We start from the raw sequence: 13,863 nt of genomic DNA, 5'->3' as shown, positions 1-13,863 counted from the left end.
TCTACGGCAGCCCGACGTCCACACTCACTTATGACGGCGTGACCGGGAACTCGCTCGAGTTCTTCATGTCCGTCCGCAACGAGACGGACACATTCTTCAAGGGCTTTGTCGGCGGCGGCTGGCTCGGCGGCGGCAGCCTCGACGACGAGGACTTCTTCGCGGGCCAGGTGAAGTTCTCCGACACCTATAGCGAGATCGACGGCGAGGGGTCGGTCTACGTCACCCTGGACGTCGGTCAGGACTTCGAAGTCGGCTACGGCGGCAACCTCGTCATCAGCCCCTTTGTCGGCTTCAACTATTGGCAGGAATCGATCGACGCCTATGGCGCCCGCTGCAACAAGGATCAGGTCGGTGGCGCCTTCTGCGGGCCGCCGGGTTCGACGGCCGTCCCATTCGGCACGAAGGTCATCAACAACAAGTCGATGTGGTCGTCCTTGCGGCTCGGCACCGAGGTCACCGCACGCCTGTTCGACCGCGTGACCTTCCGCGGGGACGCGGCGATCTTGCCGGCGGCCTATCTCCTCAACGATGACAGCCACTACCTGCGCTCGGATCTGGGACCCACGCCCAATATCGAGGACAGCGGCACGGGCTGGGGGTACCAACTCGAGGGCGAACTGAAAATCGACGTGGACGACAACTGGACCGTCGGCGCAGGCGTGCGCTACTGGTACGCAGAGACTGGGGGGATCAGCGAATTCATCGAGAGCCGCACCGAGGTCGACCTCGAGGATTTCACGTCCGAGCGCTTCGGCGTTTTCGGCAACGTCTCGTATCGGTTCAGCACTTTCTAGAGTGCGACCCGGTGACAACCACGCCGCCGCCCACGCTTCAGACTTGAAGATGCGCTAGGTTAGGCGCTAGAAGCGCAAACCATCGTAGAGAATGCCGGCTTAGCTCAGTTGGTAGAGCGGCTGATTTGTAATCAGTAGGTCGCGGGTTCGACTCCTGCAGCCGGCACCACTACGCACCAACATCACCCGCGTTCGTGCTTTTGCGGCGAGAGCCGACCACTCATCCATCGCGATCCAACCCCGTAAGCAGCAAGCGCAGGCGCACCCCTACTTCGCGTCCACGAAGCGAACCGCTTTCTCGTAAATCAAGAGCGCCACGCAGCCGCCATGGCTGCCGGGCGAATGGCGCGTGCCGGGCGGATGGATGACGAAGCTGCCGGCCGGATACGTCCCGGCCTCGTCGTACTCGTCGCCTTCCAAAACGAGCATGTGCTCGTAGCCGACATGCTCGTGCTCGGCGACGCGAGATCCCGGCTCATAGCGCAGCAACACGGCAGCGGCACCGCCATCGGGCTCCTTGTAGAACCAATGGGCCGTGACGCCTGGATGGAAGGCCTGCCAATCGCTCTCTTGTAAGCCGCGCACATAGTCCAAAAGATTGGGAACTGTTAGTGGCGTCAAAAGTTCGGGCATGGGTCAGGCTCCAGAATGACCGCGTGGCGGAGTTTCCGACGTAGTCTGAGTCTGCTTTTCTGCACGAGCGGATCTCGCCGCAGGAATGGGCTCCGGCGCGGCGACCGCGTCCTCATCGAACCAGTGGTCTTCGATCCAACCGAGGACAAGCAAGAGCCAGGTCGTCAAAACGAATGGCGCCGATAGAACTTGCACGCCGAAATCGGCGATGGCCGGCATGAGCATGGTGGCAATCAGCGCACCCAGGATGGAAAGCCTCAGCTTCCCGCCGCAAACGACGAACACCGCGACCGCCGTGAGCACACCGTTGAAGCCATAGAGTCCGAGGTCAGCGCTTGCCGGATCGACATGGCGGTAATAGTAGGCCACCACGGTGCCGATGATCGCACCGGCGATGGCCAGAACGCCGTGGCGCCAGTTGCTCAGCAGAACCCCGGTGGCAAACAGCACACCCGACAAGACAGCCGGCGAGAACAGAGCCTGTCCCAGGCTCAACAACACGGCCGTGAGCGGCTGGAAGGCCGCACCTTCAGACGTCGACAGTGACAACAACTGAACGGCGTCGATATGCGGCTCCAGCGCGTAGAGCGCCCAGAACACGATCAGAAACGGCAGAGCCAGCGTCGGGAGCGGCAGGAGGGCAACGCATATTTTCACCAGCACAATGGTGATCGCGACGCAGACGACGAGCACGGCCCACATACCGACATTGGTCCAGCCGGTCTCGAAGAAGGCCGGGATCGCGAGCGCGATCAGGCACGGGTTCAAACCCGGAAGACCGCTCGACAGGACGACGCCCCTATCGCCAAGCAGCATGCGTCCGGCCGGGGCCATGATGCCCGCCACGAGCAGGTAGGCGGCGCTGATGGGCGAGGCGACGAGAACGGCCGCCAGGAAGAACAAGCCCGTCAGCTCGTTGCTCTGGAAGCACATCTGCGAGGCGCCCCGCAGAACGAGGCGCCAGTACGGAACCTCACCCGGAACGGCGGGCGCGAAGATGTAATCGACAGGCGCTTTCATCGCCGCACTCCGTCCCTTCATAGCGTCATCCGGGCCGCAAGTCTGAAACCTGCGTCCCCCGGTCGGCCGCCTCGATGGCGCGCCCTATCAGCGTGCGGCGAGGATGGGCTCGAGCGACTTCAGCACCTGATCGGACGTCGCCGTCCAGCCGACAATGCCGCCCTGCGCGACCAGCGCCTTCAGTGTCATCTCCTTGAACTCGGGAAAGAAGCTGTCGGTGCCGTCCTCCACCAGGACGCAGTCGTAGCCGCGGTCGTTCGCACAGCGCATGGTCGTCTGCACACAGACCTCGGTGGTCACACCGGTGATGATCAGATGGGTGATCTTCCGCATCTTCAAGTAGTCGTCGAATTCGGTGTTGTAGAACGTGTCCTTGCCCGGCTTGGAGATGACGAGTTCCCACTCTTGGGGGTAGCACTCGGGAATGAAGTCCGCGCCCGGTTCGCCGTCGATCAAAATCCGCCCCATGGGGCCTACGTCACCGATCTTCAGCTTGGGATTGCCGCGATTGCGCTTTGCGGTCGGAAGATCCGAAAGATCCGGCTTATGGCATTCCTTGGTGTGAATGATTGGCAGCTCGGCCTTGCGGAAGGCGTCCTGGAGCTTCGCGATTACCGGGATGCACGGCTGGAGTTTCGAGATGTCGTCTCCAAGCGACTCGGCAAATCCGCCCGCCTGGCAGAAGTCCCGCTGCATATCGATGCAAACGAGGGCAACGTGATCGATGCCATACTCGTAGTGGAACGGCTTGGCGTCGGGAATTGTGGGCATGTCTCGTTCTCCTACTCCGTATGCGTCGGGTGATCCGAAAACGATCGCCACAGCCTCGCCCGGGTGATCTCGGAATGCTTGTTCAATAAGCGCCGCAACTTAAGACTAGATTGAAAACTTCCTATGAATTGGTGGGGTCGACGGTCTAACTCCGCTCTTCTTCTAAAATGGCACGATGAGCTGCTGCGTCACGGCTAAGGCGGCGTCGAGCCCGGGCTCCGCGGCAGGATCCGGGATGTAACTCAGAGCGGTCTCTGTATAGATGCTGCCCGCGACATGCGCCTGATAGTAGGCCTGAAGAGCGAGCTCGGTATCTTGTTGGAAGTTGTTCGGGTTGAGCCACCCGAGCGCCATGCCGATGCCGAACGAATCCTTCGGCCGACTGGGAACGAGGGCCCGGCCGGTGAGACCGGCCCCGAAATAGTAATTGAAGAGTTGCGTTTCGGAGTCGTTCCACCCGAATTGCACATAGCCGCTGACGCCAGCATCGTTCGTCGGTTTGGGATCGCGGTACCAGAGGAGCTGTGACGCAATAAAATAGGCGCCCTCCGCGCCATCCTCCGTGATCAGACCGTCGTCGGTCGACAGTTTTCCTGTTTGCCGCCAACCACCGACGGAGAGGAATCCGGGTTTCTGTTCGGGTCCGAGCGCCCAATTCGTGCCCGCCTCCGCGATATGGAAATAGTAGCCATTGAACTCGGGGCCCGTCAGGCCGGTGGAAACGCCACGCGCCTTGTTGCCGTCGTACGCGCCGTAGGAGACGTAGAACGCCTCGCTCGGGACCCACGTGGTCGTGACGCCATAGACCGTATCGTAGAAAGAGCCGAGGGACTGGTACAGCGTCGGCAGCACAAAGATCGGCGCATAAAGAAGGCTGCTGACCGCGCTGATGTTGCGGCCTTGGTGAGTACTCGGTGCGGGACGCACGACGTCCTGAAAGTCGATCGACGGATTCGACTTGCCGATGCGCACGATGAGATGCTCGTCGAACAACTCCTGCCGCCACCACGCTTCCAGCAACTCGGACCGATTGAAGGGTTCGTCGTTCACGATGCCGATATATCCCAGCACGGAACCCGCGTCGGTGTTGGTCGCTTGGCTGTTCAGCTGGAGAAAGTCGACGCCGATCGAGCTGCCCTTCAGCCCGGCGAAACGTTCGAGATCGACGAACAAGTCGACAACGAGTGAACTGTTGCCGGTGAAGCCCGGATCGACACCCCCCGTCACGAGGTCGTTGACCCCTCCGACCCAGACGCCGCCGAGGCGGATACCATGCTTGTCGATGCCGAGCTGCTCTCCGAGCCAGCCCGTGCCCGTCACCGCATTTGTCGCCGCCGGATTGGCGCTGATGCCGATCTCATCGACCTGAGAGGAAGCGGCAACGTGCTGATCTTCCGCCTGCGCCGGCAGAGCGGTGCAAACGCAGCCGAGGAGCGAACACAGCACGGCTAAAGCGATTTTTCCTTTTGGCTTCAGCCTGACCATCGTCCCCCGCCGAACTGAGCTGCGAGCAACAGTATGACGCCCTAGGCGAGCGTCGCTAAGCAAAATGACACTCCCATCCACGGTCTTGGTCGGCTTGCGACTATCAGCGCACGCACGGTCCGACAGCTTCGGCGGGGACCTCGTGCCGGGGCGCTCTTAGTTGGATGGCGCGGCGGGCTTGGACGGCTCTGTGGACTTGGCCGGTGCTGCGTGCTTGGACGCTTTCTCACGCGGGCCATCGTCCCAACCCAGCATCTGCTTGACCGATTGCATCAGCGGCGGCACGCCTGCGTTGATTTCGCCGGCGTCGACGCCTTCGAGCCGTCGCGCCGCGTATGCGAACACGAGGACGATGACGGCGAGCACCAGAACTTCTTTCAGGACACGCATCGAACGAATCTCAGTCACCCTCTCCGGTCACATCTACCGAGGCCCAAGCGAGCCAGCGGTCCAGCGCCTCCACGGCCGCACTTGCATGAGCGCTCATGAGTAGCACCCCCGTCTCGTTCGGCGCGAACCATTTCATCGCCTGGCCCTCCCCGAGGATCAGCTCGGCGCCGTCATATGGTTCAAGGAAAATGTGTTGCGCGTAAGCCCGCCCCGCATTGCTGAAGCGCTGGCTGAGCCAATGGCTGGGTGCCTTGAGCGTATAGGACAACTCCTCGTACGCTTCCCGGACCGCCGCCTCTTCCAGCGTCTCGCCCGGCTCCACGCCCCCGCCGAAAAACGACCAGTAGCCCGGAAACGTCGGCGCATCGTCGGTACGGTGCTGCAGCAGAATCCGGTCTTGGTCGTCGTAGAGAATGACGGCGGAGAGGTCGATCACGGCCATGGGCGTATACAGGGCCTCGCGGCCCCAGGCGTCAACGCGCGCCGGCACGATTGCTGTGGACGCGAGGCGCCCCGAATGACGCGCCCCGCAAACGATTTGGGGCGGCCCCGCAGGAGCCGCCCCAATAGTCATTAGACCAGCGAACGGGAAGCCGGAACGCTACTCTTCGATCACGTTCACATTCTTCGCCTTGATGCCGTCCTTGAACTCCGAGGCGATGATGCGAAGGGTGGCTTCGCCGGTGCCCACCTGCTCGACCTTGAGCCCCGTTTCGTCGCCGTCGTCGTTATCGGCCGTCCGGGACTGATCGACGGTGACGTTCAACGTCCCTTCGTCGATCTGCTTGAAGGCTGCGCCGTAACCGCCATTGTTCTTGGAGGTGAGCTTGGCCAGAAGCGCGGAGAGATCGCCGTCCTCGCTCTCGACCATCTTCAGAGCATCGTCGGTGTTGTCTTTCGCGTCCACGTTCCAGACGCCGAGCTTGAGGTTGCCCTCACCTTCCTCGCCGAAGTCCAGCCCCTCGTCATGGTTGCCCTTGACGGACGTGTCGACGATCAGCGCCCACAGATCGCCGGGGCCCGCCTCGTCAATATCGAACCCGTCGTCGTAGTCGATGCTGATCTCATACTCTTTGACCGAACCGGACTCGTAGAGCTCGACCTCGTGCTCGAAGCACGAATCGTCGGGCGAACCGGTCACCTTGGCGGGAACATCGGCTTCCTTAAATGCGCCGTCCTCGAACTCGCCTTCGGCTTCCTTGGGCAGAAAGCTCTCCAAGAGCTTCCCGTCGCAATAGTTGCCGTTGTCGTCGAACCTGGAATCGACCGCCGTGGCGAAAACGCCACCTTCTTGGCCCTCGTCCAGCTCAATGCCGTCGGCGCCGGCATGGGTGAACTCGGAGTCCTTAGCATAGAAAAAGATGTCGCCCGGCCCTCTCTCGTCCACACGCAGGCCGTCGGCATCGAAATGACCGTTGCCCACATCGTCGATCTTGACGTCGTTTAAGCGCACGAGGATGGATGCGGGCGAGCCGTTGCCCTTGCCGCCACGCCCCGCGCCGCAATTCTCCACGACGTCGCAATCTGAAATAAGCACGCCGTAGTCGGCGAAACCCGAGATCTCCACGTCGTCCAGAATGAAAGTGACGGTACCGGTCTGGTCGTCGCGTACGTCGACGAAGATGCCTTTCCCGGTTCCGCCCTGATTCTCGATGTTGAATTTTCCGGGCCCCTCCAGGTTCAGCTCCGTCACGGTGAGATCGGCTCCCTGACTGATGTTGAATAGATTCGTGTCCACTGACGTCTTCACGGTTTGGCCCTTGCCGAGAATCGCAAGCGGCGCCGTGCCCGCGTAGTCGAGCGTCGACTTGATCTCGATGTTGCCATCGGTCGCGATCAGAACCTGCGTCAGGCCTTCCGATTTGGACGCGGCCTCGAGCGCGGCGCGCAGCGTGCCCTCGCCGCTGTCTTCGGCGCTCGTGACGAGAATGGGACCGTCCGCAAGCGCGGAAAGGGTGGACATGGCCGTCATGGCGGCGGCAAGAGCAAGGGTCGAAAAACCGTTCAGGGCGTGTTTCACCGAAGTTTCCTCAAGGCCATAGGGATTGTGTGCAGCCGCATAGGTAGCTCGGTAATGCGATGGTTTTGCAACAGTGCAAGCGGCAACGGACGCAAGAGGCTCAAAGACGCGCGCCTGTCTTCAAACTGCCGTGTTGCATGGCAGAATGCGTTTCTCATCCCCCGGCGGGGCCCCTATGATGGCGCCGCCGCGGGCGGCCACCCGCCAGCGGCCGCGGGGTTCCCGGCGAGGGACGAGTTCGAAAATTGAGGTCGAGAGGGTGACGCGTCACATGACACGGTTTGGGTTGCTTTTGCTTGGGGTCCTGTTTCTTGGCGGCGCGGCGTTCGCGCAAACGACAACGCAGCCGGCCCAATCGCTGAAGCCCACACCGTCGGCCTGCAGTGCTGGCAGCCAGTCCATGCGCGTCTGCACCAATGGTCTCAGGTCATGCAACGATGTCTGCGCGGCGCAGGCGCTGTCGGCGAATTCGCAGATCGTCGGCTGCGAGACCTCCTGCTGCACCCGCTACAATGTGTGCGTCAAGACGCGTGGCTGCGGCTCGCGTGTGATCGACTGCCAATAACAATCCTGCGCTCAGGAGCCGCCTGCTTCGGCCGAGACTTCGTCGAGCTGCGCTTTCAGCATCTCCGGATCCAAATATTGGATCACGGATCGCTCCGCACCGTCCGCGTCATAGCGAAGCTTGAGCAGCAATCCGCCATAGGATTCGAAGAACTCGTCGACCGAGATCCCGTCCGCGCTTCCCGTCGCCTCGGGCGGAAACAAGAAGGTCAGCCGGAAGGGTTCTCCCGGCGGCACGGTGGCAACCGGGCCCCGCGCCGACGGCCCCTTGCCCTCGGCCTCCACAACCACGTCGAGCAGGAGATCGGGCCGCTGCACGTCCGAGCTGAGAGCGCCCTCCAAGTCGGTCAGGGCCTCGTCTGAATTGTTCACCCCGGCGATGGAGATGCCGTTGATCAGGAAGGCCTCGGGCGTGCCCGAGAGGGTGAAGACGGAGCGCTCGGGCAACGGTAGGTCGGGGTGATGGAAGGCCCAGGAAATCTTGGAGAACGTCTCGTCCCCGGGCTCCGCGGCAAGCACGGAGTCGGAGGTCGAGCGCAACAGGAAGCCGCCTCCGATCAGAAGGCCGCCAAGGACGAGCAACACGGCACCGGCGAATATCATCATCTGACTGAGATCCAGCCCCCTCTTTTGCGCCCACGCCGCGCCTTGAGCCACCGCTCCCGCCTGCGCGCGGGCCAAGGCACCCGCCCCGGCTTGCGCCGATGCCATGCCGCGTGCCGCTTGCCGGCGTAGCCAGACGGATCCGGCACCGGCCTTGCGCTGAACTTCGCGAGCAAGACCGCTGGCCCGTACGTTGGCGCTTTGGCCCCAGGATGACAGCACATCGCCCGTCCGGGCGGCAACGCCTGACCCCAGATCAGCTAGAGCTGCCGCAGCGGCCGTGCGCCCCTCACCCTGCACCTCAGCTTCCGCCGGCACCGCCCCGTCAGGCCCGTCGGCAGGGCTTGCCTCCTGCACCCACGGATCGTTCGCGGGCTGGCCAAAAAGCTTGGTCCCCTCCGTATGCGGTCCGTAGGTCTCGAACAGGTGGACCGAGGCCGTGTGAGCCGCGTCCGGAGCCTCGTCGTTCTGGAATTGGGCCGTCCCCTCGCCCCCGCCAGCTTGGTGCGGGAGCGGCGGGAGCCCCGGCCAGCGCGGCTCCGGCGCGCGGACACGCGCGAAATGCTGGACCTCGCGCCCGACCCGCGCCAGATGAATGAAGAGCTTCGAGGGGATGGACGCCGCGCGCGACGCCGTCCACGCGCTTGCGCGGGAGAGACTTCGCCCGCTTGTCGCGCCGAGCTTGGCCGCCTTCGCGGCCGCCACGGACGCACCGGAGGCAAGACCGTTACGGGTGGCGGCGGCCAGTGCCGCCGCACTGTCACCGCCAGAGGACAATCGGCCGCCGATCACGCTCCCGCCGCTGCCAATGGCTTGACCGGTCTTGCGAGACAGTTTCCCGGCCTCGGCGGCCACGACCTGCGAACCAGCGGCGAGAGCCTGGCTGCCAGCCCTAACCGACGCCTTTGCCTTCGAACCGCTCCACGCGGCGCCTGCCGCAACGCCTGCGCCCGCCCCGCGCGCCGCCAAACCGACCTTCCGGCCGGTCCACTGCGCCGCTTGCGTCAGACCCCGGCCGGCGGCAGCGAAAGTGTGGGCCAGCACGCGGGCCAGGGAAGACAGGCCGGAACCAATGTGACGGAAGGCCGACGCCGCCGCATGCGCAAGCCCCTGCCACACGACCACCGCACCACGGGCGATGGACCGGGCGAAGAAGCGCACGGCCCCCGTAATTTTCGTGGCCCCGAAAACGATCCAAGAGCGGAAGAACAGGTAGAGATCGACCAGCGCATCGCGGATCGCTTGAAGCGCGCGCTGCCGCACCAGACGCCGATGACGGCGGACACGATCCTTCTTGGCGTTGGCGGCGCGAAGATCCTGTTGCCGCTGAAGCCAGCGCTCGTGACGGTCCCGGTCCCGCTGGACGGCGTTGCTCTGGGCCCGAAGCCAGCGCTGATGGTCGGTCAGATCTTCTTTCGCGCTCGATAGAAGGGCACCTGATCGCGCGGCCGTATCCTTGGCCGCGGCAACGGACGCCGCCAGGGCCGCGGACTCCTGATCGTCCACGTCCTCGTCCAAGGTTGACCAGGCACGTCGTTTTTTCATCGGACTGCCCACGCGATGGCCCTCAACGGACTCCGGGCCGGACTCCCGCCCGCAGACGGGCATCCAACCGCCATCGGCCTTGCGCCCTGGCGCAAGCCTCGATCGGCAACGGAGTCGAAACTCGCGGTCGCCCGGCAGCCACGAAGCGTGTCATCAGCCGAAGCGCCATTCCCCACGGCGGAAATCCGGAAGTCTACAAGGCTCGCCCAACTCAAGCCGCGTAGAACCAAAGCTTATCAATTTCCGCCAAGACACCTTAACGGTCATCGAGACGACGGCCAATAGGCCTTCGCCAACGCGTTCTACGGCAAGGCGTTCTGTAGCAAGTCAGTCAGCGGGGGATCGCTCTTGGAGCGGGGAGACGTGGGCGGGGCTTAGAACTCGTTCAGGCCGCCGAGAACCCGGTCGAAATCACGGGCTTTCTGATAGTCGATCTCAGCCTTTGCGGCCCTTTTGGTCGCCCGCTCCTGGCGGCAGACCTCATAGGCCGCCTCACCCGGCTCCGCGTTCGTGCGCCGGCATTGCGCATCGTCCTCGGCGTTGGCGGCATCCTCTTTGGCCAAGCGGCCAGCCTCGATGTCGCTGCGCGAAGCGCAGCCAGGAACCGCAATCGCGAGGGACACGAGGGCCAGCGGGACTAGAAAAGGTCTCAACATCACGGGTTGGATTGGCCCCCAAACATGGCACGGTCAAGGTCAAAGCTGCGTGATTGTAACCATGCTGCCTTGAGAGCGCCCGTTTGAGCCCTTAGCTGCGACAGAGGAGTATGCGTCCTCAGACGAGTAAATCGGAGAAATCGTGATCCCGTTCCACCAACGCCGCACCGCAAGCACCGTCCTGTCCCTCGTCGCCGCTGTCTTGATTATCGCCGCACCGGTCGCCGCCCACGCGGACAAGGCGCATGACGCCGAGAGCACGTTCCTCGACGGTGTGAAACTGGCTTCCGCCGACGAGACAACCGAGGCATCGGAGACTGCGGGCTCGGAGAACGGCAGCGAGAACGGTTCGGACGAAGACACAAAGGAATCCAAGAGCGCCGAAAAGCCGTTGCGTCTGCCCGCAGACGTCACCACCCAGCACGTTCTCAAACAGAACGGGAAAGAGATTCCTTACACGGCCGTGGCCGGCACGATCAAACCGCATGACGGCAGCGGCAAGCCCGAGGCGGAGATCTTCTATACCTCGTACACGACGAACCCTACGGACACCGACCGGCCAATCACTTTCGTCTTCAACGGCGGCCCGGCGCCGCATCGACCTATCTGCATCTGGGCGCCATGGGACCGAAAGTGGTGGCCACCACCGAGGATGGCGCGCTGACCGGCCCTCCCGCCAAGCTCATTCCGAACGAAGCAAGCTGGCTGGACTTCACTGACCTTGTCTTCGTCGATCCGGTCGGGACCGGCTTCAGCGGCCCCGCCGGCAGCAAGAAAGGTAAGGACTTCTGGGGCGTCGACCAGGACGCAGAATCGCTCGCCGACTTCATTCGCCTCTATCTGACCGAGACGGGCCGCATGGGCTCGCCGGTGTTTCTCGCAGGCGAAAGCTATGGCGGCTTTCGTGTGGCCGTCCTTGCGCGGAAACTGCAGGAGAAAGGAAGTGTCTCCCCGAGTGGTCTCGTGTTGATCTCACCGGCGCTGGAATTCTCGATGCTCCGCGGCGAGGATTTCGATCCGCTTCCTTGGGCGCTGCAACTCCCCTCCTTCGCCGCAGTGAAACTGGAGGCCGAGGGAACCACCTCGCGCGAAGGGCTGGCGGCCGCGCTGAAGGACGTCGAAGACTACGCCATGACCGACTACCTCGTGGCTCTCGCCTCAGGCGTCCAGCAGGGAGGCGAAGCCGCGAGCACAAAGGTGGCCGAACTGACAGGTCTGCCGTTGGAGAAGGTCGAGCGCTACTTTGCCCGCATTCCGCAATCGGTCTTCGTCAAGGAGTTCGACCGGGACGACGGTCAGGTCCTGAGCATGTATGACGGGAGCGTCGGCGGCCCCGATCCGCACCCGTCGAGCGCCTGGCCGCGTGGTCCCGACCCCGTTCTCGACGCCACGGTGCCGCTGTGGTCGTCGGCCTTCGTCCGCTATGCCGCCGAGGATCTCGGCTACAAGACCGACGAGGAGTTCACGCTGCTCAACCGGAAGATCAGCAATCGCTGGGACTACGGCACGAGCCCGACCAAGCAGGGCTATGCCGGCGTCATGGATGACATTCAGGACGCGAGGGCCGCCAACCGGAACCTCGAAGTCCTGATCGCCAGCGGCTACACCGATCTGATCACACCCTATTCCGTGCCGGCCTATCTCGTGGGGCAACTGCCACCGTTGAAGGGCGCGAAGCCAATCGAGCTCAAGAACTACGCCGGGGGCCACATGCTCTATTTGCGCGCGCCGTCACGGCTGCACCTGAAAGAGGATGTACGAGCCATGTACGCCCGCGCGACCGGCGAAAAAGGATCCTAGGCGTTTGTCGAAAGAGCCGGCTTTTCGCGTGCTCTAACGCGAAGCCAATGCTTCCTCGACAAGCCGACGAGCGCGCTCAACGCGAGCAACCCGATGACCGCAATGGCGAGGCTGTCGGATCCGAACGCCACCAATTGCTGCCCGGCCGCGACCACGAGCAGCGTGTAAGGCAGCAGCGCAGCGAAACTTGCCAGGCAGAAGCGCCAGGTGCTCAGCGGGGTGATGCCGGCCACATAGCTGAGCGCGTCCATGTTGAACCCCGGCAAGAGCCGGCACAGGAATACCGCCAGCATCAATTGCGATTGCGGCGTGTTCTCATCCAGCAGCCAGCGGCCGATGCGTGTCTGCGCAACCCGATCGAGCCAGCCGCGTCGCACCACGAAGTCACGGCCGACGCGCCTGCCAATCAGGAAACCAACGAGTGCCCCGAGTTGCGCGCCAATCAACACATAGAGTGTTCCGAGGAAGACACCTTGCGTCGCGCCCGCCGCCAGCAGCAGCGGCGAGGTTGGCACGACGCCGATAAGGCTTGCGAGAAAACGCAAGACCACGATGGCGATGGGGCCGAAGACACCGAGCGAAGGCAAGCTCCGCTGCAGATCGAAATTATCGAGCGCGACGGCACAAGCCGGCGTTGCAGACATCAGCAGAGCCAGCGTGCACAGGCCGATGAAGGCTGTTGGAATCGCTCGACGAACTTTCCGCGTCATGTTCCGTCCTTACGGCAATCGCATAACCGAAGGACGACACTCTAAAGCAACGAGCCTTCAAGTGTCGCGCCATCGTCGTCTTGAGTTCCACCGTGCCCTGAGCTTGTCAAATTGCGCCATTGTGCGGTCAGAACGGTGCTGCCCCCTTGCGGACGCCCTTTTTTTGTGGTCCACGGGCTCTCCACTGGATCGGCGACTTTGAGGATTGGTGATGTCTCTTGGAGGTCTCACGGACTCTGTACGTTCAACTCTGGCCTTTGCGATGGCCGGCGCGGCAGTAGCTGCGTTTGGTTTCGCGAGCCCAGCAAGCGCACAGGATGCTGCGAAGACGGACACCGACGCGGCGCAGGTTCTCGTTTGGCACGAGTTCCATTATCCCGAACGCGGCTTCGTCATCTCGTTCCCGGGCGTCACGGAACGGCCCAAGGCCGAGAGCACGCCGGTGCCTGGGCAGAATCCCCTGCTGCAGCACGAGTACAAGGTCGAAGCCGGAAAGGACACGGTCTACTCCGTCGTCGTGTTCGAGTATCCGGAGGGACGTGCGCCGAACCCGCCGAAGCAGGACTATTTCGAGAAAGTCGTGACGGCTTACGCCAAGGGCAGCGATACGAATCTGCGCCGCAAAACGCCTTTAAAGATCGACGAGCGTCCGGGCTACGAAGCGAAGGCCGAAGACAGCAAGGGCAAGCTCAACCACTTGATTACGATGGTCGCCAATGGCGACCGGGTCTACATGCTGATTTCGGCCGGCCCCAACAAGCACGCCACCAGCGAGGACGCGCTGCGCTTTCGCGATAGCTTCCGGCTGCTCGGCGGACCGCCGCCGCCCGAGCAGGCCAAGAAGGAAGGCTAGGTCCGGCGCGGTGACCTGC

15 protein-coding genes and 1 tRNA gene are annotated in these 13,863 nt (G+C 63.2%); 6 read left to right on the top strand and 10 right to left on the bottom strand.

The annotated features are described in order from the left end of the window. Positions 1-65: 65 nt before the first annotated feature. Together DCY11_RS14155 and DCY11_RS14150 are read left to right on the top strand one after the other, a co-directional pair. Positions 66-794, top strand: a complete 729-nt coding sequence (locus DCY11_RS14155) for a hypothetical protein (RefSeq protein ID WP_159080046.1) — start codon at positions 66-68, stop codon at positions 792-794. A 93-nt stretch (positions 795-887) separates the two neighbouring features. Beyond that, positions 888-963, top strand: a tRNA-Thr gene (locus tag DCY11_RS14150). A gap of 98 nt (positions 964-1,061) precedes the next feature. Here the strand turns inward: DCY11_RS14150 and DCY11_RS15795 are convergent. The 7 genes from DCY11_RS15795 to DCY11_RS14120 all read right to left on the bottom strand — a co-directional run bounded on the left by DCY11_RS15795 (position 1,062) and on the right by DCY11_RS14120 (position 7,113). Then, complete coding sequence (locus DCY11_RS15795) at positions 1,062-1,427, bottom strand: cupin domain-containing protein (RefSeq protein WP_208430477.1); 366 nt, start codon at positions 1,425-1,427, stop codon at positions 1,062-1,064. Positions 1,428-1,430: 3 nt separating this feature from the next. Beyond that, entirely contained in the window at positions 1,431-2,447 is a 1,017-nt protein-coding gene (locus DCY11_RS14145) for an urea transporter (protein ID WP_208430476.1), read from the bottom strand. A gap of 87 nt (positions 2,448-2,534) precedes the next feature. Continuing rightward, positions 2,535-3,218: a cysteine hydrolase family protein gene (locus tag DCY11_RS14140; protein WP_108683425.1), complete on the bottom strand. Its 684-nt coding sequence runs from the start codon at positions 3,216-3,218 to the stop codon at positions 2,535-2,537. A 162-nt stretch (positions 3,219-3,380) separates the two neighbouring features. Continuing rightward, positions 3,381-4,703: a carbohydrate porin gene (locus DCY11_RS14135; RefSeq protein WP_108683424.1), complete on the bottom strand. Its 1,323-nt coding sequence runs from the start codon at positions 4,701-4,703 to the stop codon at positions 3,381-3,383. Between the two features lie 156 nt (positions 4,704-4,859). Then, positions 4,860-5,093 carry a hypothetical protein gene (locus DCY11_RS14130; protein ID WP_108683423.1) on the bottom strand — a complete coding sequence of 78 codons (234 nt, stop codon included), beginning with the start codon at positions 5,091-5,093 and terminating at the stop codon, positions 4,860-4,862. Between the two features lie 10 nt (positions 5,094-5,103). Next, positions 5,104-5,583 (bottom strand): NUDIX domain-containing protein, encoded by a 480-nt coding sequence (locus tag DCY11_RS14125; protein WP_208430475.1) that lies wholly within the window; start codon positions 5,581-5,583, stop codon positions 5,104-5,106. Between the two features lie 111 nt (positions 5,584-5,694). Continuing rightward, positions 5,695-7,113 carry a hypothetical protein gene (locus tag DCY11_RS14120; RefSeq protein ID WP_108683422.1) on the bottom strand — a complete coding sequence of 473 codons (1,419 nt, stop codon included), beginning with the start codon at positions 7,111-7,113 and terminating at the stop codon, positions 5,695-5,697. Positions 7,114-7,384: 271 nt separating this feature from the next. Here DCY11_RS14120 and DCY11_RS14115 point away from each other — a divergent pair, with 271 nt between their 5' ends. Continuing rightward, positions 7,385-7,678, top strand: coding sequence for a hypothetical protein (locus DCY11_RS14115; RefSeq protein ID WP_108683421.1), 294 nt, complete (start codon positions 7,385-7,387; stop codon positions 7,676-7,678). A gap of 11 nt (positions 7,679-7,689) precedes the next feature. Here DCY11_RS14115 and DCY11_RS14110 read toward each other — a convergent pair whose 3' ends face one another. After that, entirely contained in the window at positions 7,690-9,825 is a 2,136-nt protein-coding gene (locus DCY11_RS14110) for a hypothetical protein (RefSeq protein ID WP_108683420.1), read from the bottom strand. A gap of 374 nt (positions 9,826-10,199) precedes the next feature. After that, positions 10,200-10,484 (bottom strand): hypothetical protein, encoded by a 285-nt coding sequence (locus DCY11_RS14105; RefSeq protein WP_208430474.1) that lies wholly within the window; start codon positions 10,482-10,484, stop codon positions 10,200-10,202. A 139-nt stretch (positions 10,485-10,623) separates the two neighbouring features. Here DCY11_RS14105 and DCY11_RS14100 point away from each other — a divergent pair, with 139 nt between their 5' ends. Together DCY11_RS14100 and DCY11_RS14095 are read left to right on the top strand one after the other, a co-directional pair. After that, positions 10,624-11,145: a hypothetical protein gene (locus tag DCY11_RS14100; protein ID WP_108683418.1), complete on the top strand. Its 522-nt coding sequence runs from the start codon at positions 10,624-10,626 to the stop codon at positions 11,143-11,145. Next, positions 11,103-12,281, top strand: coding sequence for a S10 family peptidase (locus DCY11_RS14095; protein ID WP_108683417.1), 1,179 nt, complete (start codon positions 11,103-11,105; stop codon positions 12,279-12,281). Before DCY11_RS14100 ends, DCY11_RS14095 begins: the two co-directional genes overlap by 43 nt. Here the strand turns inward: DCY11_RS14095 and DCY11_RS14090 are convergent. Then, positions 12,278-12,991: a TVP38/TMEM64 family protein gene (locus DCY11_RS14090; protein ID WP_108683416.1), complete on the bottom strand. Its 714-nt coding sequence runs from the start codon at positions 12,989-12,991 to the stop codon at positions 12,278-12,280. The genes DCY11_RS14095 and DCY11_RS14090 overlap by 4 nt on opposite strands. Before the next feature lie 262 nt (positions 12,992-13,253). Here DCY11_RS14090 and DCY11_RS14085 point away from each other — a divergent pair, with 262 nt between their 5' ends. Continuing rightward, positions 13,254-13,844: a hypothetical protein gene (locus tag DCY11_RS14085; protein WP_108683415.1), complete on the top strand. Its 591-nt coding sequence runs from the start codon at positions 13,254-13,256 to the stop codon at positions 13,842-13,844. Positions 13,845-13,863 lie beyond the last annotated feature (19 nt).

The sequence above is a fragment of the Methyloceanibacter sp. wino2 genome, assembly GCF_003071365.1.
Lineage (GTDB): Bacteria > Pseudomonadota > Alphaproteobacteria > Rhizobiales > Methyloligellaceae > Methyloceanibacter.
This window is presented reverse-complemented; position numbering and strand designations above follow the sequence as displayed.

Coding starts and splice junctions, on each gene's coding strand:
- DCY11_RS14115 (WP_108683421.1), top strand. CDS start 7,385: ATGACACGGTTTGGGTTGCTTTTGCTTGGGGTCCTGTTTCTTGGCGGC.
- DCY11_RS14135 (WP_108683424.1), bottom strand. CDS start 4,703: ATGGTCAGGCTGAAGCCAAAAGGAAAAATCGCTTTAGCCGTGCTGTGT.
- DCY11_RS14130 (WP_108683423.1), bottom strand. CDS start 5,093: ATGCGTGTCCTGAAAGAAGTTCTGGTGCTCGCCGTCATCGTCCTCGTG.
- DCY11_RS14090 (WP_108683416.1), bottom strand. CDS start 12,991: ATGACGCGGAAAGTTCGTCGAGCGATTCCAACAGCCTTCATCGGCCTG.
- DCY11_RS14085 (WP_108683415.1), top strand. CDS start 13,254: ATGGCCGGCGCGGCAGTAGCTGCGTTTGGTTTCGCGAGCCCAGCAAGC.
- DCY11_RS14110 (WP_108683420.1), bottom strand. CDS start 9,825: ATGAAAAAACGACGTGCCTGGTCAACCTTGGACGAGGACGTGGACGAT.
- DCY11_RS14155 (WP_159080046.1), top strand. CDS start 66: ATGTCCGTCCGCAACGAGACGGACACATTCTTCAAGGGCTTTGTCGGC.
- DCY11_RS14145 (WP_208430476.1), bottom strand. CDS start 2,447: ATGAAAGCGCCTGTCGATTACATCTTCGCGCCCGCCGTTCCGGGTGAG.
- DCY11_RS15795 (WP_208430477.1), bottom strand. CDS start 1,427: ATGCCCGAACTTTTGACGCCACTAACAGTTCCCAATCTTTTGGACTAT.
- DCY11_RS14095 (WP_108683417.1), top strand. CDS start 11,103: ATGGGACCGAAAGTGGTGGCCACCACCGAGGATGGCGCGCTGACCGGC.
- DCY11_RS14140 (WP_108683425.1), bottom strand. CDS start 3,218: ATGCCCACAATTCCCGACGCCAAGCCGTTCCACTACGAGTATGGCATC.